This window comes from Cupriavidus phytohabitans, assembly GCF_000426345.1.
Classification (GTDB): domain Bacteria; phylum Pseudomonadota; class Gammaproteobacteria; order Burkholderiales; family Burkholderiaceae; genus Cupriavidus.
Genome location: NZ_AUFE01000077.1, coordinates 1 through 19,458, shown reverse-complemented (window position 1 = coordinate 19,458; position 19,458 = coordinate 1). Strand labels below are relative to the sequence as shown.

Below are 19,458 nucleotides of genomic sequence, written 5' to 3'. Positions count from 1 at the left end.
CGACAACATCATGCGCGAGCAGGCCGGCTTCCGCATGGGCCCGTTCGAGCTGATGGACCTGACCGGGCTGGACGTGTCGCACCCGGTGATGGAGTCGATCTACAACCAGTTCTACCAGGAGCCGCGCTACCGTCCGTCGCCGATCACCGCGATCCGCGCGGTCGGCGGGCTGATCGGCCGCAAGGCCGGTGCCGGCTTCTACCGCTATGCCGATGGCCAGAAGCAAGTGCCGGCCGCTGCGGTGGTGCCGAGTGTACGCCCGTCGAGCGTGTGGGTGAGCCACGACAGCGAGCGCGGCCACGCCATGGTGACGAAGCTGCTGGGAGCGCTGGGCGTGACTCCGGAAGGCGGCAACAAGCCGTCTGCCGATGCGCTGATCATTGTCACGCCGCTGGGCCTGGACGCCACCACCAGCGCGCTGCAGCAGGGCCTGGACCCGGTCCGCACCGTCGCCATCGACACGCTGCTGCCGTTCGAGGCCACCAGGCGCCGCACGCTGATGACCACGCCGGCCACCATTGCCGCCGCGCGTGACGCCGCGCATGGCCTCTTTGGCAGCGATGGCGTGCCGGTCACGCTGATCCGCGACTCGGCCGGCTTTGTCGCCCAGCGCGTGCTCTGCTGCATCATCAATATCGCCAGCGATATCGCGCAGCAGCGCATCGCCACGCCGGCGGACATCGACCTTGCCGTGAACCTCGGCCTCGGCTACCCGAATGGCCCGCTAGCGCTGGGCGACGCGGTCGGCCCGCACCTGGTGCTCGAGACGTTGCGCAACATGGAAGCGCTGACCGGCGACATGCGTTACCGCCCGAGCCCGTGGCTGTGGCGCCGTGCCGGCTTGGGGCTGTCGCTGCTGGCGGCGGAAGGATGACCCCTCTTGCCATTGCTGATCAGGCGCGCAGAACGCGCCCGGCGATCCGATCGTTACCGAGCCGCTGGCCTACCCGGAATACGTGCCGCATCCGCCAGGCTAAGACGCGCCCCATCTATAAGGACGGCTACCCACGGGGTAGCCCAGCTGAGTTACGGGCGCGCTGATGAGATGCCGTAGCGCCGCAACCGTGTCGCAATAGCCGAGTGGGAGGCGCCTAGTCGCTTGGCCAGGCGGCGGCTAGATGGAAAGTCCCGGTACAAACGCTGCAGCAGCTTCTTTTCGTAGTCGGCCAGTGCTGCCTCCAGGGTGGCAATCTCGTCGTCGGGATTCTGGCCGACCGGGCTCGCGGCGCGGGCGAGTTCCAGGTCTTCAGCGTGGATGATGGGCCGGTCGGCCATGGTCACCGCCCGGAATACCACGTTTTGCAGCTCCCGCACGTTGCCGACCCACGGACTTGCGAGAAGGGCGGCGCAGGCCGCCTGGGAGAGCCGCATCGCCGGACGGTTGGTCTGGGCGATGGCGCGGGCGAGAAAAAGATTGGCCAGGGGCAGGATGTCCCCTGGGCGGTCCCGCAGTGCCGGCATGTGGAGCGTCAGGACATTGAGGCGGAACAGCAAGTCCTGGCGAAAACGCCCGGCTTCCACCATGGCTTCCAGGGAGCGGTGCGTGGCGCTGATGATGCGGACATCGGCCTTGAGCTCCCGGTCGCCCCCCACCCGGCGGAAGCTGCCGTCGTTCAGAAAGCGCAGGAGCTTGGCCTGAAGGTAGAGCGACATCTCCCCCACCTCGTCGAGGAATACGGTTCCGCCGTCGGCGAGTTCGAGCAGGCCGGGCTTGCCCCCTTTCAGAGCGCCGGTGAAGGCTCCGGCTGCATAACCGAATAGCTCACTCTCCGCGAGATTCTCCGGCAGGGCGGCGCAGTTAAGGGCAAAGAAGGGCTGTGTCCTGCGATTGCTTCCTGCGTGGCAGGCGTGAGCGAGAAGCTCTTTGCCTGTGCCGGTTTCGCCGGTGATCAACAAGGGGGCATCCACCGGAGCCATGCGCGCCGCACGCTGCTTGAGTTGCTCGATCTCCGGCGAATTGCCGACGATGGCTTCAAAGCCCCCGGCCTCATAGTTGACGAGGGCGCTCATGCGCTCGCCGATACGGCTTGGGGCATGGAGGGTCAGCACCGCGCCAGCGACGAGGCCGCCGGCCTCATGCAGTGGCATCGTCTCCAACATGTAGGGGACCCCGTCAATCTCCACTTCTCGCACCGGCAGCTGGTAGCCGCCACTGATCAGTGCGTCAAGAAGCGTGGGGTCACCAATCAGATCCTGCATGGCCATCTTCAGCAATTCGTCCTCACTCATGCCGCTTGCGTGGACCGCTGCGCCATTCGCAAGTACCACCCGGCCCTCGGCCTCGACTGCGAACATGGGATCGGCCTGAGAAGCCAGCAGCGCCTCAAGATAGAGCTGGCGCCGGGCGCCCGGCAGCATCGCAACAACGCTGACCGACAGGACGTCCGCCACCTCCAGCAAGCAATCGCGAAGCTGCTTGAGTCCCTCCTTATCGAGCGCGGGTGCCTCAATGAAGATGTGGGGCGGATCCACCTCCACCGCCGTAACGTTGAGAGATCGTTCGGCAAGCTTGGCGAGGACTTCCTGGGCGATTCCGACTCGGTCGGCGAACTGAACATCGATGCGCATAGCACGTGTATTGGTTTGAATACACCGTACTGTATCGGATACAAAATGCTTGATGTCACTGTTTTAAAAGATATTTTTGCTATCCCGAGATCACCTCCTGATCGCTCGTCGTATTGAAATCAATACAGACGAATATGATGTATGCAGCATAAAAAAATGTAACCATTTGATTTTAAATGGTTTTTTTGTGGCATGGGTTTTGCGAGCCATCAATCGGATGGCCCTCTTGCTGGGTCGAGATCGGATCAATCTAGGGAGCAGCGCTATGCGCGTTCTAATCATGGGCAGTGGTGTCATTGGGACCACCATGGCCTATTACATCGCCCGCGACGGTCATCAGGTCACCGTGGTCGACCGCCAGCCCGGGCCGGCCCTTGAAACCAGCTACGCCAATGCGGGCGAAGTTTCACCCGGTTATTCGGCGCCCTGGGCCGGGCCGGGGGTACCAGTCAAGGCCATCAAATGGATGCTGATGCAACATAGTCCATTGGTCGTCAAGCCTATGCTCGATCCTGCCATGTGGAGCTGGTGCTTCTCGATGCTACGAAACTGCACTGAGACGCGCTACCAGCTCAACAAGAGCCGCATGGTGCGCCTTGCCGAATACAGCCGCGACTGCTTACGCCGCTTGCGCCAGGAAACCGGCATTGCCTACGACGAGCGGGCGCAGGGGACCCTTCAGTTGTTCCGTACCCAGAAGCAACTCGACGGCATCGGCAAGGACGTGGAGATTCTCAAAGGCTACGGGGTTCCCTTCCAGATTCTGGACCGTGACGGCTACCTCAAATACGAGCCGGCATTGGCGGCCGTGAAGGAGAAGTTCGTCGGCGCGCTGCGGTTGCCCGGCGATGAGACCGGCGACTGCTTCAAGTTCACCCAGCGTTTGGCGAAGATGGCTGCTGACCTGGGCGCTGACTTCCGTTTCGATAGCACCATTCATGGCATCGAATCGGATGGCACGCGCATTACCGGCGTGCGCACCAGCCAAGGAGTGCTGAGTGCGGACCAATACATCCTTGCCCTGGGTAGCTATTCCACCAAATTGCTCAAGCCTGTCGGAATCGATATTCCCGTTTATCCGGTCAAGGGATACTCGATTACTGTGCCAATTGCCGACGCCGCGATGGCGCCGGAGTCCACAATCATGGACGAAACCCACAAGGTCGCCGTCACCCGCCTGGGCGATCGCATTCGGGTGGGCGGCACCGCCCAGCTTTCCGGCTTTGACCTGAGTCTGGCCGCCGCTCGCCGCCGGACTCTCGAGTTCGTTGTGGCAGATCTCTTTCCCCGCGGAGGAGACCTCAAGCATGCAGAGTTCTGGACGGGTCTGCGCCCCATGACCCCCGACGGCACGCCGATCATTGGCAAGACTTCACACCCGAACCTGTACCTCAGCACCGGTCACGGGACGCTTGGCTGGACCATGGCGGCGGGCACCGGTCGGGTGATCGCCGACCTGGTCAGCGGCAGGCTCCCCGAAATCCCCGTCAACGATCTGAGCGTGGCGCGCTACGCCTGATCGCCCCTTTCCCCCGAAACATCCTATCGCTAACAAGGAGGCAGCAAGATGCAGGTCATTTCCAGCCGCGAAGCGCCGCGAGCCATCGGACCATACTCTCAGGCCATCGCCAGTGACGACTGGATATTCACGTCCGGGCAGATTCCGCTGACGGCTAGCGGCGCCAACGTAGTCGGAAGCATCAAGGACCAGACAGAACAGGTATTAAACAACCTGGAGGCCGTTCTGATTGAAGCTGGCAGTTCCTTGGCCGGCGTCGTTTCGGTGACCGTATTCATGACCGACCTCGGAGAATTCGCCGAGATGAATGAGGTTTTCGCGCAGCGCTTTGGCCTGCACCGTCCGGCACGAACCACCATTCAGGTCGCCGCGCTGCCTGTTGGGGCCCGCGTTGAAATCAACGCAGTCGCCCGCCGCCAAGCATGACGCCTTTCCCGCCCCGCCGGCCTTGATGGTGGGCGCAGCCAAGACACATTTACATAACACAGACAAACGCAGCACGGGTAAGCCGTGAGGAGACAATAGTCATGTCCAGAATCGACACCATGCTCGCCGAAGAGCGCCGCCACGAGGAGCAAGATCTCCGCCGCGGCTTGAAAAGCCGGCACATTCAGATGATTGCCTTGGGTGGGGCAATCGGCGTCGGGCTTTTTCTTGGCGCCGGGCGCGCCATCAGCATCGCCGGGCCCGGCCTGATACTCAGCTACGCCATCGGCGGCATCGTGATCTTTTTCATCATGCGCGCGCTCGGCGAGCTGTTGATGTACCGACCGGTGGCGGGATCCTTCGCCTCCTACGCGGAGGAATTCGTCGGACCGTTCGCCGGGTTTGCTACGGGATGGTCCTACTGGTTCATGTGGATCACCATCGGAATGGCCGAAATTACGGCGGTCGCCGTCTACGTGCATTACTGGTTTCCAGACATTCCGCAGTGGATCCCGGCGCTTGCCACCCTGTTGGTACTCTATTTCGCTAATCGGATTGCAGTAGCTGTCTTTGGCGAGTTGGAGTTCTGGTTCGCGCTCATCAAGATCGTGATGCTTGTCGCCATGATCGGAATCGGCCTGGCGATTCTCCTCTTTGGGGCCACGCCCCTGGGTGCCAGCGCCACCGTTACGCATTTGTGGGCAAACCAAGGCTTCATGCCATTTGGCGTGCTCGGTGTCGCACTCACGCTCCCGATGGTGATGTTCGCGTTCCAGGGCGTGGAACTGATCGGCGTCACCGCGGGCGAGGCGCAAAATCCTGAGAACGTACTGCCCCAAGCCACCAACAGCGTGGTATGGCGCATCTTGATCTTCTACATTGGAGCGCTGCTGGTGATGATGTCCCTGGTGCCATGGACCGAACTGAAGCCCGGCGTCAGCCCCTTCGTGTTCCTGTTCGAGAAAATGGGCATCCCCGGCGCCGCGAGCGTGGTCAACTTCGTCGTAATCACCGCCGCCGCGTCCTCCTGCAACAGCGGCATCTTTAGCACCGGGCGCATGCTTTACACACTCGCCCAGTTCCGTCAGGCGCCCAAGGCCTTTGCCCGAGTCAACGCCAATCACGTTCCGGCCACGGCCATCACCTTCTCCGCGATCCTGATGGGCGTGGGGGTAGTACTCAACTATGTGGTGCCGGAGAAGGCCTTCGTCTGGATCACCAGCATCTCCTTGGTGAGCGCGTTGTGGACGTGGTCGATCATCATGATCGCCCACCTCGGCTATCGGAAAGCCGTGGCCGCGGGGCAGGCAAAGGCAGTGGGTTTCCGGATGCCGGGCGCGCCGGTGGCAAACTGGCTGGTGTTGGCCTTCATGCTTGCCGTTTCGGCATCGCTCGCCCTCGCGCCCGAAACCCGTGTGGCCGTATACGTTGCTCCGATCTGGTTTGCATTGCTGGGCATCGGCTACCGGTTCGCGGGAGGCACGAATTCGTCCTTGGTCCCCGCCACGGCCAACAAGGCTCCCTAACACTGTCTACGGCTCGGCCCCGTCGGCCCCAAGACTCCGGGGCGTGTCACCGCGCCCCGGGGGCAGAAGGGGTGAGCCATGTCCGCTGAACTTCCACGTCGCACACAATGAAAGAGGTCCTTTTCAACCCCAACGACATTCTGATGCTCTTGCAAGCCGCGTAGTTGAGGTCGGAGGGAGGAACGCCAGCGATCTGGAGACCGCGCGGTCTCCCGCCCGCCAAGGTGCTGCAGGGGTTCTGGCAGGCAGTTTGGCTGTTAGAGGCTGGCACGCGGCCGCGTGCTCGCTGTCGGGAATCCTGAGTTCGGCGAATCTCAATGCGGCCGGCGGTTCAACTCTCTGCCGGTGTAACGCGGGCGGCTGTCCGCTTCCCGAGGGAACGCCGGATTTTGGGCGAGCATCATCCCCCCCTGATTACCTTTCGTTTGGCGTCCCTCCAGGCAATGCCAGTAGATCCCTGCGCCCGTCCAGATGCCAGCACGCGCCAATGCTGGGTGAAGACCTCAAACGAAAAAAGAACAGCCCGCTGCAAGAGCGGGCCGAAATCCCTTCGGTGAAAGGGAGGAGACAGGGTGACTATAAACCCTAATAACAAAGCCTTGCAGAGCATGGCATGAGCCGTCGGGCAATCGCCATGCCCATAGTTTCATGATAGTGAACCTATGGGCATGGTCGATGCTAGCTACAGGCGATAAACGGTAAGACCTCGCCCGTTGCCTAACTGGTCGTCTCATTGCGAACCTGCGCCGCCGTTCGAACCTTGACCGCTACAATGTCCGTTTCCGGAAGTACAGCCGTCGCTCGTCCATCGAGCTTGCGGGCGGGCAATTGGTTTAGGAACGTCGTTCATTTATTAGCCCTGCGACAGTTGTGTAGCGGTTCTTCGCAGAATCTTCCGACATGGAATCAGGCGACCTCGACGATCAGTTCGATTTCCAGGCAGGCACCGAGCGGCAACTGCGACACGCCGAACGCGCTGCGCGCGTGCTGGCCGCGCGTGCCAAACACCGCGGCGAGCAGATCGCTGGCGCCATTGGTCACGAGGTGCTGCTCGGTGAAGTCCGCTGTCGAATGGACGAGGCTGGTGAGCTTGACGACCCGCACGATCGAATCGAGATCGCCGGTGGCGGCGTGCAGCGTCGCGAGCAAGTCGATGGCAACCAGGCGGGCCGCCGCGACACCGTCGGCGGTGCGCAGATCGTCGCCAAAGCGGCCGGTCCGAACCTGCCCATCGACGCGGGAGAGATGGCCGGACACGTGGATCAGCTTGCCGGACCGCACGCTTGGCACATAGGCCGCCGCCGGGGCCGAAGCCGTGGGCAGTTCGATACCAAGCTGCGCAAGCTTGTCGTAGATTCGTGGCGCCGGCGCGAACGCAGGACCGTTCGGTTTCAGGCGCATGCCGGGCTTGAGATGCCGCCATCGCAGGTCCGCCGGATCGGCGATGAACGGACCGGGCGCACGCACCACGAAAATGTCTTCCGCGATCGCGGCGAAGTCGGCGCGGAAATGCACCGAGCTCTTGTTCACGAGAATCTTCATCCCCGCCGGTTCGATGCCGACCGCGCGGTACATGTTGCGGTCGAGCAGCTGTGCCTTGGTCGAGCTGACGGCAACGAGCACGCCGTCGAGCCGCAGCCGCGCCATTGGTCCCATGTCGGCAGCCTTGCCATGCATCATCGGTCCGCCGTAGACGAACTTGCCATCGGACAGTGCCTCCACCTCGAAGGTCGCCCGCAGCGGGGCATCTTCGCTCACCTGTGGGCAGCCGCCAAGCGCGATATCGATCCCCGCGCCAACTCCAGCCCGGTGCGCGGCCTCGGCCGCGGCGGGATCGCAGATGATCCCGATCGCGGCGTCCTGCGCGCCGGCCTTGAGTAGCGCACGCAGCATGCCCATGGTGTTGCCATCGCCGCCGACGCCCGGGTTGTCCTGCGTGTCCGCAAGGATCACTGGCCGCGATGATCTGTTCGAGCGAGCTGTACGGCAGGTCGCTGCGCGTCATCACGACGAGCGGGTGGTTCGAGACCGGCGCCAGCAGGGCCAGCTCCTCCGACTTGTACCTGGCGCTGGCGAGCGCCAGCGGCGTCAGGATTGCCTCGTTGGGCGAGCCCATGATCAGCGTGTAGCCGTCGGCCGGTCGGCTCAGCAGCCGCTGCACTGCCAGCGCGCCGCCGGCGCCGGGCAGATTCTCGATGACCACGGGCTGGCCGAGCGCCTTGGCCATCGCCGGTTGCATGGCCCGCGCCAGAACATCAGCGGGCCCCCCCGGAGGGAATGCAACCAGCATCGATATCGGCTTGGAGGGAAAGGTGTCGGCAGCGGATGCTGGTGCGCTGGTCAGCGTCAATCCCAGGATGGCGGCACTCAGTGTCATCCAGCGTTTGACGGGGGATAATTCTCGGTCTTGCATGTCGTCCTCCACTTTCTTAGATCTTCTCGCACACATGCGAGAACCTGTTGCGAGGGGGATTGTTGGCTGGAATATTCGTTCGAGGAACAGCAATCTTTGCACGAGATCGTTGCCCTGCGGGCAACGCGGAGGTCTTCAGCCGCAACAGATGATATCCGCGGGCTTCTGGAGCCCTGGCCAACACGTCAAGGTCCGGCGGGCCTACCCGGAAGGTCAACGAGACATCGAGCGTCGCGCGTCCGGGCAGCTTGACTTCGAGACGATGCAGCAGCGACATCGACAACATGCACAGCATCGCCAGCAGCAGTGCCGCGGCGTAGAACTCGACTCCGAGCAGCACGCCCACGGCCGAGGCGGCCGAGATGGAGGCCGCGGTGGTCAGGCCGCTGATGCTCAGGCCGTCCTTCATGATGACGCCCGCATACAGGAAACCGACTCCTGTCACCACGCCCTGCACGCCCCGTGTAGGGTCGGTGCTGTGCTCCGCGACACCGCCAAACCAGCGCATAGCCGACGAAGACGGTCAGCGCAGTCGACGCCATGCACACGAGCCCGTAGGTCCGCATGCCCGCGGCGCGGCCGTTGTATGAGCTGCGATCAGCAGGCGACGTCGCGCTGCTTGCTTAGCACAGGCAACGCGCGTGCTCCAGCTGCGAAGGGCGGCGTCGCGATCAGTTGGTAGGGCAGAATCGTACTGAGTCGTGGCCACAGCCCGCTCCAACCGCGCGCGCCGGCGCTGCCTCGGGTTGAACGGACGGTCTCCGGTCGGGCACCAACAGACGGTCGCGTTCGACGGCCCCCCGCATTGGGCTCAGGGACGGTGTGCGAGAATACGCCGCGGCCAAAAGCGGGACTCGCTCCGGTCGCGACAACACAATGCGGAGACGAGATTGTCCAAAGAGCTACTGGTCGGCCTGGTAACGATGATACTGGCAACCTCGGCGCTGGCCGGCGAGCGCTACATAGAAGTCTGGAACCCGCCGGAGGCGCGCCGTTCGGCCGCGAAACCCCCAAAGCCATCGGCACACAAACCGAAGAAAAGTCGTGTGGGTCCTCTTGCAACCGGCCGGACGCGTCGAGTGGCGGAAGTATCAACGTTACGGCCGGCCACAGCGGCAAGGCCGGGCAAGCCGACGCATCAACGGCTGAGTTTTAATCGGTTTCTAGGCACGAAAAGTAAATAGCTCTTATTACAGTTAGCCGTAATCGTTCTCAGTTATGGGATTCGGGCTTTTTTCGCCTGTCCTCCGCCAGCATGGGCAGTTGCTCTGAGAAGGGATGGCTAATATGGCGTTATACGTTCGGAACGCGAGTGGCGAATCAACGCAACAGGAGGAGATGCCCGCAAAAACTAGCATTTAACATAACACCAGATCAGCGCTTCTTTGCTGTCCAGGCAAAGTTGAAATGTCCGGGCGCCAGCAAAGATAAAATGTCCGGTCAGGCTTCAACTTGCTTGGTCAGTTTTCCGGGTTTCCCGTAAGGCGGTGGTGCTGGCCTGACACGATTGAATCTAGCTCAGGGTGAAGCTGTCATGCCGGCGGAGCGGATTTGAATTCCAGTAGCAAGCTGGGTTCAGTTCTCGGTGCCGTTAAGCGGCCACGGCTGCTGCTGTAAGCGTTGCAGAGCTTCCAACATATCGTTCTGGCCCAGGGACCGCTGGGACTTCTTGCCGGGCGGCCGTCCACGCTTGCGGGGAACTCCCTCCGTTCCTGGCACGGATAGTGACCGCGTATTGTCGCGCTTCTCCTGAACGTATTGCGCTATCTGCAACACAGCTCCGAGCCGCTTGTTGTCCACAATCGCGCCCTGATCGATCTCCGATAGCCGGTCGTAGATGGTATAGGGCAGGGCAGCGCCGTTCGCGCGTGGCTCGATCCTGCCGTCCGGATAGTGATAGACATCGATATAGCGACCGGCCAGTTTCCGATGCTCGGGTGTATCCGCCAGCAGATAGAGGATTTTGTCGTACTGGATCGTCAGGCTTTTGGATACGCAGCGCGGTTCGCGCCAGGTGAAGATCAGTTTCAGGTTCTCGTCTGGACGCAGTGGCCGATGGGCGTTGTGGTCATTGCGCGGCGCCTTGGCGAATCGTGCGTTGTAGTCTGCGATGAATTCGGGCATGAAGGCGTTGGCGGCCTCCATAGTGCTGACGCCACGCAACCGCAGTTCCTTGACCAAGCGGTCCTGCAGGGTCTGGTGGGCCCGTTCGACGCGGCCCTTGGCTTGGCTGCTGTTGGCGCAGATGCCCTCAATGTTCAGCTCAAATAGGGCCCGGGCAAACTGGGTATGTCCGTCGCCGCCGGCCGCGTTCGGCTTGTTGACGCGGAATACGCTCGCCTTGTCGCTGTAAAACGCCACCGGCTTGCCGTGGCGCTCCATCCAGATAGGCACGCGTCGCCGCAAAGTATGTGAACGTGGATTCCGAATGAGTGAAGCGCAGTTCCATGATCCGGCTGGTGGCATCGTCGACATAGACCAGCAGCGTGCAGGCTGGCGCGCGCTCCTCAAACCAGCGGTGATCGCTGCCGTCAATCTGGATCAGTTCGCCATAGCAGGCGCGCCGGTTACGAGGCTGGTAGACCTTCGGCGGGCGCTGTTTGCGTGGCACCCACAGTCCGGCCACCGTCATCAGCCGGCGAATCGTTTCCTTGGACAGCGTCAGCCCATGACGCTCGCGCAGCTTCTCGGCGGCCAGGGTCGGGCCAAAGTCGGCGTAATGCTCGCGGATCAGGTCAAGCGCTGCGGCCTCACGATCGGCCGATAGGCGGTTGTTGGCGGGCCGGCCGCGCTTGCGGGAGACCAGTCCAGACGGTCCTTCCTGCCGATAGCGCTCCAGCAACCGCCGGAACTGCCGGTCGGTGATCTGCAACCGTTCTGCGGCCACGCCGGGTCGCAACTGACCATCCACGACCGCCTGGACGGTCTTGAGCCTGTCTAACTCTCGCATGCTTACTGTAATGACGTCGGATTTAGCCATCGCCTGGCGTTCTCTCTGCATTCAACCGGGCAGGCTGAATACCATGAAGAGCGCCTCAGGCGGACATTTCTGCTTTGCTAAAACCGGACATTACCGCTTTGCTGCTACAAATTCGTTGCGCATAATTAGTTTTATGTTAAATTGGTATGCAATATAACAATGTGGGCGAGGATCGGCGGCCTGACGGAACTGCTTCAGCGCCAGCCCGGGATCGGTGAACTGCGCCTGCTCCGCCCTGCCCTGGCAGCCCGGTGCGGACGCCCGATCGCGCTACTGACGCCACCGCACGCCCCGCAAACGCTGGCGCTCGCCAGCTGGGCATCCCGCCGGAACAACTGCTCTGGGTCGACGCCGAGCGCACGGCCGACGCCCTGTGGGCCGCCGAGCAGATGCTGCGCGCGGGTACTTGTGGCGTCCTCATCCTCTGGCAGTCGCACCTGCGCAACGACGCCCTGCGGCGGCTGCACCTGGCCGCTGGGCGCGTTGACGCGCGGTATGCGACACGTCTGGTCCCGTTACGGACTTTCATACTTGAAAGCCTGTCACGCTACCAACACCTGGAGGACCCATGAGCAAGCGCTTTTGAATGCGCTGGCACGGGGGCCCAAAGTCAGCAAAAGTCTCGCTTCCGACTAACAATGATGCAGCGAACGCTTAGGCGTCCGATGTGGGCTCTGGGCGCTTGCGGATCCAATCGGCAAATGCCTCGTCTTCGATCCGATAATCTCCCATAGCCAGTCGGGTAATAACCGTTGCAGCCAACAACCGTCGTAACGCGTGACCGGTAGTGTTCCGAGTGGCAGGCTTACCTAACATGATGCCCAACTTTTCCAATGTGGCACTGGAGTGCAGGTCCGATTCGCCTCGTGCCAGCAGGTACAAGATGGCGCGGTCAGCAGGCTTCATTTCGCGCCACTGGGTAAGCGAATGCTCGTCCGAGAATACTGAGGACTTTGTGTAAGCCAGCGCAGCGGCTTCGCCTTGGGGTTGATAGAGCATGTACCGTTCGATGAACCGCTTGAAGAACTCGGGGGTGCGGTGCAATTCGTCAAAGGCGTGTCTGCCCTGCTCAAGGGTCAGCTTTTGGCGCGCCATGCTGTTCAGGAGCTCGACTGTGAAAGCAACGAACTCGTCCCCTAACAAGGGAAAGGGCTCCAGAGGTGCCCAGTTGTAGAAAGGCTCCGAGGCCCGGGCGAACATGGCGCGAAGGGTGGTCTCAGAGCTACCGGCAAAGATGACTTTGACACGATCCTTCCGGATATCAAGCGCTGCGCGGAGCGCGTGGGCGAAATCGCTGTGATCCGCCCCGGCCAGAACCTGCGCTTCGTCAATCACGAGAAGCAGCGGCTTCTTGGCGCGATCAATCCGCTTTAATACTTCATGGAGTGCCACAGTCCGATCTACGCCTGGCTTTCCTAACTCGGCCTCCAACGACCCCTCTATCGCACCGGCAAGTTTTGCGCTGGCCTTCACTTTCTTAACCGGTGTGCGTAGCTTGGAGAGGAGCGCGGCCGCTCCTTTGGGCTCCAGGGTTTCAGTAAGTGCCGTAACAAGGGCCGTTTCAGGCGAGGTACGGTTATCCCATAGGTTCGTGTACGCTGTCAGGTAGCCTTTGGTAACAGCCTCTGGCATCAGGTCTCGTCGCAGGAACTCAGTCTTGCCCATCCGCCGTCGAGCGAACAGCCCGCGCGCCGCGGAAAGTTTCAAGTCAAACGCTTGCAAATAGGCCTTCGCAAGGTCTGGGCGGGCAAAGTGCCAAGGATCCGGCAGGTTCTCATTTGCTCTCATGAATTTCGAGAATTCTCAAAATCTTTGAGAACTTATGATACAACGAGGACAGCCACTCGCATAGGGTGTTTCCCAACTGTCCAGTGTCGCTCGCTCTGGTAGGCCGCCATCGCCCTGGACGGGCACGCCTGGCGCGCAGCACTCCTCAGGCAAGCATTGCGGCACTAGTATCAATCTCAACGGCGCGATCTTCGTCGCGTTCGAGCCTTTTTTGCATTGCTCTGAACCGGAGAAGCAAAGTGCCAAACGTAACGTCCGACGGTGTATCGATCCACTACGAGGTCAAGGGGCAAGGCTCGCCAGTGCTCCTTCTGGCGGGGCTTGCGGGACTGGGCGCATCTTGGGGCCCACAGATCGATCTGTTCGCCGCGCATCACCAAGTGATTGTTCCTGATCACCGCGGCACTGGCGCGTCCGAGCATACCTCGCGCGACATGACGATTACGCAACACGCGCGAGACATGGCTCGGGTCATCGAGGCGGTCGGTTGCGGTCCGGTCCACGTGGTCGGCTCTTCGACCGGGGGCGCCATCGCGCAGTTGCTGGCGATCAATCACCGCGAACTATTGCGGAGCGCGACCATTGTCTCTTCGATTGCACGCGCGGACGCGTTCTACCGCCGCCAGTTCCAAATGCGGCGACGTATGCTGACCGACTCCGGCCTGCGCGCGTCCACCGAGGCCAACTCGCTATTCCTCTTCGACCCGAGATTCACGCGCGAGCACCCCGAGCTGGTGCAGGCGTGGGTGAACACGACAGCGGCGGGCACATTCGAACCGGAGATCGGCTTTGCCCGGATCAACATGATCGTGGAGCACGACGCCTTCGATGATCTTCCGTCGATCTTGACGCCGACGCTGGTGTTGGTTGGCGAGCGCGACTTCTGCGCCCCACCGTACTTCTCAGCGGAACTTGCAGCGCGGATTCCAGGCGCCGAGTTTGCCATTCTGGACGGTGGTCACTTCATCTTCATTGAGAAGCCTGAGCTACTGCACGAAACCGTAGAGGCCTTCGTCGCCAAGCACGAACGATGACCAGCTTGGCGCTCTAACGCAAGGCCGGCGCCTGTCAAAAAGCCGGTGCGAACTGGCCCTTATCTTGCCAAGAACCTGTGGCTGGCTGGTTCGGTCGCGTACCCATCCGCGAATGACCGTGACGGGTCGCGAACGGAAATTCGAACAACTGCGTGGCAGCTTTCGCCTTACTCCTCCGCCAGGGTGGACCTTTCCACCGAGCACCCAGTCGGAGGCGGGTCATGGCATAGCATCCTCATCGGAACGCTATGTTGACCAATACACCGTGCATGACGAAGGCGGAACAACCAGGCGCGAAGCTACTCGTAACGAATACGAAAGAAGTCGGCTTGTACGCGATTCAGTCTTGCGTCGCGCAGGCGGGGCCTGTGAGCACTGTAAACAGCGGGGCTTCCTACTCCCTTCTGGAGCACTGTTTCTAGAAACGCATCACGACATTCCGCTAAGCGAAGATGGGCGCGATAACGAGCGGAACGTTGTTGCACTCTGTCCCAATGATCACCGAGAGGCGCACTATGGGTCGAAAGCCAGTGAGTTGAGAAAGGCGATGCTGGAGCGCCTCGCTCTTGTGTATCCGGCATGACGGGTCGGCAAGAGCCAGTGCCAGGCAAGAGCACCGATAACCAGGTCGCACTTCGAGGTAGGGATGAAAGATCACGAATTGTGTGCAAGGGGCGCCTGCGGAGCAGTCCGGCTAATTCGCGCTTCAGCAAACTGGCGGCCCGGTGCCACCTTCCGGCAGAAACCAATGGGAGAGCCTGCCGCACTCGGAGAACGGCATCCTCGGCAGCATCCACGGGCAGTACATCGCCGCCGCGCTGGGCACTCTAGGCCACGCCACGCGCCGTCGCGTCTCGGCGGAAGAAGCGCGCGGCACAGGGGCCTCACACATTACTTCGGGTCGGCGTACTGGGCTAAAGCTGAAGAGCCCCCTACTAATTAGAGGGATGTGAAAAAGTCAGCGCGTATGTGAGCATTGCCTCGCCGGCACTGCGAGCACCCGGCACCGCTCCAAGCCCTCGACCACTCCGGCCGGGGGCTTTTTTCTTTTCGGACCGTGCCTGACCGACAACGGTTCGGTCGTAGAGCCCGCCGGTTGAGTATCCGGAAGAATATCCCAGCTGGGAAGATGCGATCCGCGCAGGCGCCGATCAGGCGAAGCGGGAAAGGTCGAACTGCTGATCCACGGCAGCGACGGGTAGATCCGAGAGCGAAACTCTCCTACGGAAACCGGCCGCGCGACATCCCGGGTGGATGGCATGGCCAGCCGGCTGTCGGCGGCCTCGTGAAGCCGATCTGCTGTGCGAACGAAAGACCATCCCGCGCGACGCCGGCTGCCACGACGAGTTCGGTAATCCGAATGGGGGGATGCGTGCAAATGACACCCATGTGTCGATATTAGGACAGGTCTACGAAATACTGTGAGCGCCACAGCCCCTCGACCAATCGGCTAGGGGCCTCTTATTTACTTGTCGGACGGCGCCTGATACCGGCGCGATTCCTTCTGGACTATCACTCCTACCCGGCAATGGCTCTAAATCTCCGCAATTTCCAAATCAGCCATCACTCTCTCCGGGGTAAGGATTGAACTGCAGGCTTCCTGCGCAACCAGATTCCTGGGCCGCAAACAGCTTTTAAATCGCGCCGCCGGCCCAGGCCGGTAGTCAATGCGCAGATCCTTGATGCGCGTCGTGTTCGGATGAACTGTAAGGTGCCGGGCTTTGCAAGGTCGTAACGCGCCCAGTTCGACCGAAAGAATGTTGCTTTGTGCGTGACGACTTGTGTGAGCAGGCCGAAGTCGGTTGCGGCCTGCTTCCCTTCCTCGGTGTCGAACAGCATGGCGAAGTCGTAATAGTGCCGCGAAAAATACTGTGGCGTCGGCGTCTCCATTGGGCGGTGTGCTTCCGCATGCAATGCGGTGGCCTTTTCCCAAAAAGTGCGCCGCGCTGACAGGACGGTCCCCGGACAGGTGGAGTCTTCGAAGAAGCTGGGAGCGTTGCCGTGGAGAAATTTAACTGTGGCGCTTACGTCACATGTCGCGACTTAAAATGCAGCATTCTGCGCAAATTAAGCGAGATGGCAGGATTTCAATCATGGCTTCCAATTCAAAATCCGCCACTCCCCGGCCCTCCCAATTAGCGCGGAAAGGCACCCGATTTTTGTACAGGTGACCACTGTATAAATATACAGTAGACTGTGAGCAGGAGCCATCATGCTGACAGTCGCCCCCGAATCCATCCATCCATCGCTCTGGCTCGCCTCGCAGCTAGCCCGCGGCTACGCGCGCGCCGTGTCGACGGGACATCCCTCGCTGGACCGCGAATTGCCCGGTGGCGGCTGGCCGATCGGCGGCCTGACGGAACTGCTCCAGCGCCAGCCCGGGATCGGTGAACTGCGCCTGCTCCGCCCTGCCCTGGCAGCCCGGTGCGGACGCCCGATCGCGCTGCTGACGCCACCGCACGCCCCGCAAACGCTGGCGCTCGCCAGCTGGGGCATCCCGCCGGAACAACTGCTCTGGGTCGACGCCGAGCGCACGGCCGACGCCCTGTGGGCCGCCGAGCAGATGCTGCGCGCGGGTACTTGTGGCGTCCTCATCCTCTGGCAGTCGCACCTGCGCAACGACGCCCTGCGGCGGCTGCACCTGGCTGCTCAATCGTCGGACACCTTGTTCTTCGTCGTGCGCCCAAGCGCCTGCGCACGGGACGCCTCGCCCGCGCCGTTGCGACTGGCGTTGGAGCCGGCGGCCAGCGGCGTCCGGGTCCAGTTCGTGAAGCGCCGCGGGCCACAGCAGGAGTCGCCATTGCTTCTGACGCTGGAACCCTCCCCCATTTTGCTGTACCGCCATGCTGCGCCTCTGGATCTGCCTGCGCCTGCCGTGCCTGCCGCTCGAAGTCTTTCGTCCGAGCTGGTCCACTGAGCTGGCCGTCGCTGTCATCGAGCGCGAACGCGTGCACCTGGCCTCGCCATTGGCGGTCAGTGCCGGCGTCAAGCTGCAGATGCGCCGCGGCGGCGTGCAGACCATCGCGCCCCAGACCATTCTGTACGAGCGGGACGCCTGCGCCGAGGCAGCGGCGCAGGCGCGGGTCACCATGGCGATGCTGCAGTATTCGCCGAACGTGGTGGCGGCCGACGAAGCCGCTGTCATGATCGACGTCAGCACCACGCTTCGGCTCTTTGGCGGGCCGCGCAAGCTACGCGGCCGGATGCGGGCAACCGTCCAAGCGATGGGGTTCAGCGCCGTCGCGGGCTGCGCGCCAACGGCACAGGGCGCGTGGCTGCTGGCCCGCGCCGGCGGCGGCACTTCCCTGAGGATGCCTTCGCTGCAGCGTCGGATCGCTGGCTTGCCGGTAGACGTTCTACCCGAGGCGCGCCCGTTCACCGAATGGCTCGATGGCCTCGGCTGCCGCACCCTGGGCGACCTACGCCGGCTGCCGCGCGCCGGCCTGCAGCGGCGATGCGGCTGCGACATCGTCGCGGCCGTGGACCGGGCGCACGGCGAAGCCCCGGAAATCTTCACCTGGGCCGAGGCGCCGCCCGCCTTTGATGCCGCGGTGGACCTGCCGGACCGGATGGAGAGCGCCGAGGCAGCCCTGTTGTATGTTCGCGGGCTCCTGGTGCAGCTGGTGGGCTGGCTGACCGCGAGGCACCTGGCGATCCGCCGCTTTGGCGTCGAACTGCGCCATGAGCGCGGCCGCGCCGCCGTTGCGCCGACGAAGCTCGAAATCGCGCTCGCCGAGCCCAACTGGCATGAAGAGCATCTCGTGCGCCTGGTGAAGGAGCGGCTGGCCCGCCTCACCGTTGAGGCCCCGATGATCGCGGTGGCGGTGTCCGCGCTCGAAACCGAGCCGGTCGCACCGCCCAGTGATTCGCCTTTTCCCGAGCCCGGCGGCACGCCCGCTGACCATGCACGCCTGCTGGAGTTGCTGGTCGCGCGTCTGGGCGCCGATCACGTGCGTCTGCCCTGCCTGCAGGCCGACTACCGGCCCGAGGTGGCCAACGGCTGGCAACCGGCGACCGAGAAGCCGGTGCGGTCGCCACTGCCGGCGGCCCTGCCCCGCCCGACCTGGCTGCTCGGCAAGCCGGTACCGCTGCTTGAGCGCGACCACCGGCCGTTCTATGGCTCGCCGCTGCATCTGGTCTCGCCGCCAGAGCGCATCGAAGCGGGATGGTGGGGCGGTGAGCTGGTCACGCGCGACTACTACGTGGCCGAGGCGCGCGACCACACCTGCTACTGGATCTTCCAGGAACGCATGGGCAGCCGCGAGGGCGACGCGGCGCGCTGGTACCTGCACGGCCTCTTCGGCTAATCGAGATGGAAGCGATCACCGGCGCAGGCCTGCCCGCCTATGCGGAGCTGCATTGCCTGTCGAATTTCACCTTCTTGTCCGGTGCCTCCCGCCCCGAAGAACTGGCCGAGCGCGCCGCCCAGCTGGGCTATCACGCGCTGGCCATCACCGACGAATGCTCGCTCGCCGGCATCGTGCGGGCGCATATCGAGGCGAAGAAGGCCGGCGTTCGGCTGGTGGTCGGCGCTTCGTTCCACCTGCAGAACGCCGACGGCTCGCCCGCCCTGTCCTTCGTGGCGCTGGCCCGCAACCGCGAGGGCTACGGCAATCTGTGTGAGCTGATCACGCTCGCGCGCATGCGGGCAGCCAAGGGCTCGTACGTACTGACGCCGCGCGACCTGGCCATGCCGGAAGCGCCGCACCAGCATTTGAAGGGCTTGCCCGACTGCCTGGTGGTCTTCACGCCAGACTACAACACTCCAGTCGAAAGACTCGAGGCCCAGGCCGCCTGGGTCAGCGCCACCTTTGCCGGGCGGGCCTGGATGGGGTTGAGCCTGCTCTATCGGCCGATGGATGACATGCACCGCGGCAACGTCGAAGCGGCCGCGGCCCGGCACCACCTGCGCCTCGTCGCCATTGGCCACGTCAACCTGCACGTGCGTTCGCGCAAGCCCTTGCACGACGTGTTGACCGCGGTCCGGATCGGGCGCCCGGTGTCGGCCTGCGGCTACCACCTCGCCCCCAACGCCGAGCAGCACCTGCGCTCGCGGCTGCGCCTGGCCAACATCTATCCCCACCGCTACCTGACCGAATCGGTACACATCGCCAATCTATGCCAATTCTCGCTGGACGAACTGCGCTACGAATATCCCGACGAACTGGTGCCGGACGGCGTCACGCCGGCGGAATACCTGCGCT

14 protein-coding genes and 4 pseudogenes are annotated in these 19,458 nt (G+C 62.8%); 10 read left to right on the top strand and 8 right to left on the bottom strand.

Annotated features, from left to right (window positions below; translation table 11 throughout):
• Positions 1 to 874: 3-hydroxyacyl-CoA dehydrogenase family protein (locus K309_RS0129815; protein ID WP_029049754.1), on the top strand; the 874-nt coding region annotated here is incomplete at its 5' end.
• A gap of 152 nt (positions 875 to 1,026) precedes the next feature.
• On the opposite strand, the gene K309_RS0129810 is transcribed toward K309_RS0129815, so the two are convergent.
• Positions 1,027 to 2,568, bottom strand: coding sequence for a sigma 54-interacting transcriptional regulator (locus K309_RS0129810; RefSeq protein ID WP_029049753.1), 1,542 nt, complete (start codon positions 2,566 to 2,568; stop codon positions 1,027 to 1,029).
• Between the two features lie 265 nt (positions 2,569 to 2,833).
• Between K309_RS0129810 and K309_RS0129805 the strand changes: the two genes are divergently transcribed.
• From K309_RS0129805 to K309_RS0129795, 3 genes are all read left to right on the top strand, one after another.
• Entirely contained in the window at positions 2,834 to 4,087 is a 1,254-nt protein-coding gene (locus K309_RS0129805) for a D-amino acid dehydrogenase (RefSeq protein ID WP_029049752.1), read from the top strand.
• Between the two features lie 48 nt (positions 4,088 to 4,135).
• On the top strand, positions 4,136 to 4,513 hold the full coding sequence (locus K309_RS0129800; protein WP_029049751.1) for a Rid family detoxifying hydrolase: 378 nt from the start codon (positions 4,136 to 4,138) through the stop codon (positions 4,511 to 4,513).
• A 101-nt stretch (positions 4,514 to 4,614) separates the two neighbouring features.
• Positions 4,615 to 6,039: an amino acid permease gene (locus K309_RS0129795; RefSeq protein ID WP_029049750.1), complete on the top strand. Its 1,425-nt coding sequence runs from the start codon at positions 4,615 to 4,617 to the stop codon at positions 6,037 to 6,039.
• Positions 6,040 to 6,945: 906 nt separating this feature from the next.
• On the opposite strand, the gene K309_RS42605 is transcribed toward K309_RS0129795, so the two are convergent.
• The 5 genes and pseudogenes from K309_RS42605 to K309_RS37890 form a co-directional block, all read right to left on the bottom strand.
• The gene (locus K309_RS42605) at positions 6,946 to 7,440 is read right to left on the bottom strand and encodes a RidA family protein (RefSeq protein ID WP_232232549.1); all 495 of its coding nucleotides are present in this window, start codon (positions 7,438 to 7,440) and stop codon (positions 6,946 to 6,948) included.
• A gap of 72 nt (positions 7,441 to 7,512) precedes the next feature.
• Positions 7,513 to 7,932: pseudogene (locus K309_RS42600) on the bottom strand (MlrC C-terminal domain-containing protein); the annotation flags it as partial.
• Positions 7,933 to 8,053: 121 nt separating this feature from the next.
• Positions 8,054 to 8,266, bottom strand: a pseudogene (locus tag K309_RS44150) (tripartite tricarboxylate transporter substrate-binding protein); the annotation flags it as partial.
• Positions 8,267 to 8,468: 202 nt separating this feature from the next.
• Positions 8,469 to 8,960 carry an MgtC/SapB family protein gene (locus K309_RS44145; RefSeq protein WP_369796549.1) on the bottom strand — a complete coding sequence of 164 codons (492 nt, stop codon included), beginning with the start codon at positions 8,958 to 8,960 and terminating at the stop codon, positions 8,469 to 8,471.
• 1,067 nt (positions 8,961 to 10,027) lie between these two features.
• Positions 10,028 to 11,432, bottom strand: a pseudogene (locus tag K309_RS37890) (ISNCY family transposase).
• A 174-nt stretch (positions 11,433 to 11,606) separates the two neighbouring features.
• Here K309_RS37890 and K309_RS43320 point away from each other — a divergent pair.
• Positions 11,607 to 11,908: pseudogene (locus K309_RS43320) on the top strand (translesion DNA synthesis-associated protein ImuA); the annotation flags it as partial.
• A gap of 178 nt (positions 11,909 to 12,086) precedes the next feature.
• On the opposite strand, the gene K309_RS0129770 reads toward K309_RS43320, so the two are convergent.
• Complete coding sequence (locus K309_RS0129770; RefSeq protein ID WP_029049748.1) at positions 12,087 to 13,220, bottom strand: ATP-binding protein; 1,134 nt, start codon at positions 13,218 to 13,220, stop codon at positions 12,087 to 12,089.
• 239 nt (positions 13,221 to 13,459) lie between these two features.
• Between K309_RS0129770 and K309_RS0129765 the strand changes: the two genes are divergently transcribed.
• Positions 13,460 to 14,254, top strand: a complete 795-nt coding sequence (locus K309_RS0129765; protein ID WP_029049747.1) for an alpha/beta fold hydrolase — start codon at positions 13,460 to 13,462, stop codon at positions 14,252 to 14,254.
• A gap of 112 nt (positions 14,255 to 14,366) precedes the next feature.
• A complete protein-coding gene (locus K309_RS44140) occupies positions 14,367 to 14,837 on the top strand; it encodes an HNH endonuclease (RefSeq protein WP_084402607.1) in 471 nt (156 codons plus the stop codon).
• A 980-nt stretch (positions 14,838 to 15,817) separates the two neighbouring features.
• Here K309_RS44140 and K309_RS40615 read toward each other — a convergent pair.
• Positions 15,818 to 16,168, bottom strand: coding sequence for a hypothetical protein (locus K309_RS40615; protein WP_232232547.1), 351 nt, complete (start codon positions 16,166 to 16,168; stop codon positions 15,818 to 15,820).
• 298 nt (positions 16,169 to 16,466) lie between these two features.
• Here K309_RS40615 and imuA point away from each other — a divergent pair, with 298 nt between their 5' ends.
• From imuA to K309_RS0129750, 3 genes are all read left to right on the top strand, one after another.
• Positions 16,467 to 17,171, top strand: a complete 705-nt coding sequence (imuA, locus tag K309_RS0129760) for a translesion DNA synthesis-associated protein ImuA (RefSeq protein WP_029049746.1) — start codon at positions 16,467 to 16,469, stop codon at positions 17,169 to 17,171.
• Positions 17,098 to 18,561, top strand: coding sequence for a Y-family DNA polymerase (locus K309_RS0129755; RefSeq protein WP_029049745.1), 1,464 nt, complete (start codon positions 17,098 to 17,100; stop codon positions 18,559 to 18,561). Before imuA ends, K309_RS0129755 begins: the two co-directional genes overlap by 74 nt.
• A gap of 5 nt (positions 18,562 to 18,566) precedes the next feature.
• Positions 18,567 to 19,458 (top strand): PHP domain-containing protein (locus K309_RS0129750; RefSeq protein ID WP_029049744.1); only part of this gene is annotated, 892 nt, incomplete at its 3' end.

Coding starts and splice junctions, on each gene's coding strand:
- K309_RS0129805 (WP_029049752.1), top strand. CDS start 2,834: ATGCGCGTTCTAATCATGGGCAGTGGTGTCATTGGGACCACCATGGCC.
- K309_RS44140 (WP_084402607.1), top strand. CDS start 14,367: ATGACCGTGACGGGTCGCGAACGGAAATTCGAACAACTGCGTGGCAGC.
- K309_RS0129795 (WP_029049750.1), top strand. CDS start 4,615: ATGTCCAGAATCGACACCATGCTCGCCGAAGAGCGCCGCCACGAGGAG.
- K309_RS42605 (WP_232232549.1), bottom strand. CDS start 7,440: ATGCGCCTGAAACCGAACGGTCCTGCGTTCGCGCCGGCGCCACGAATC.
- K309_RS0129755 (WP_029049745.1), top strand. CDS start 17,098: ATGCTGCGCCTCTGGATCTGCCTGCGCCTGCCGTGCCTGCCGCTCGAA.
- K309_RS0129770 (WP_029049748.1), bottom strand. CDS start 13,220: ATGAGAGCAAATGAGAACCTGCCGGATCCTTGGCACTTTGCCCGCCCA.
- imuA (WP_029049746.1), top strand. CDS start 16,467: ATGCTGACAGTCGCCCCCGAATCCATCCATCCATCGCTCTGGCTCGCC.
- K309_RS0129800 (WP_029049751.1), top strand. CDS start 4,136: ATGCAGGTCATTTCCAGCCGCGAAGCGCCGCGAGCCATCGGACCATAC.
- K309_RS0129810 (WP_029049753.1), bottom strand. CDS start 2,568: ATGCGCATCGATGTTCAGTTCGCCGACCGAGTCGGAATCGCCCAGGAA.
- K309_RS44145 (WP_369796549.1), bottom strand. CDS start 8,960: ATGCGCTGGTTTGGCGGTGTCGCGGAGCACAGCACCGACCCTACACGG.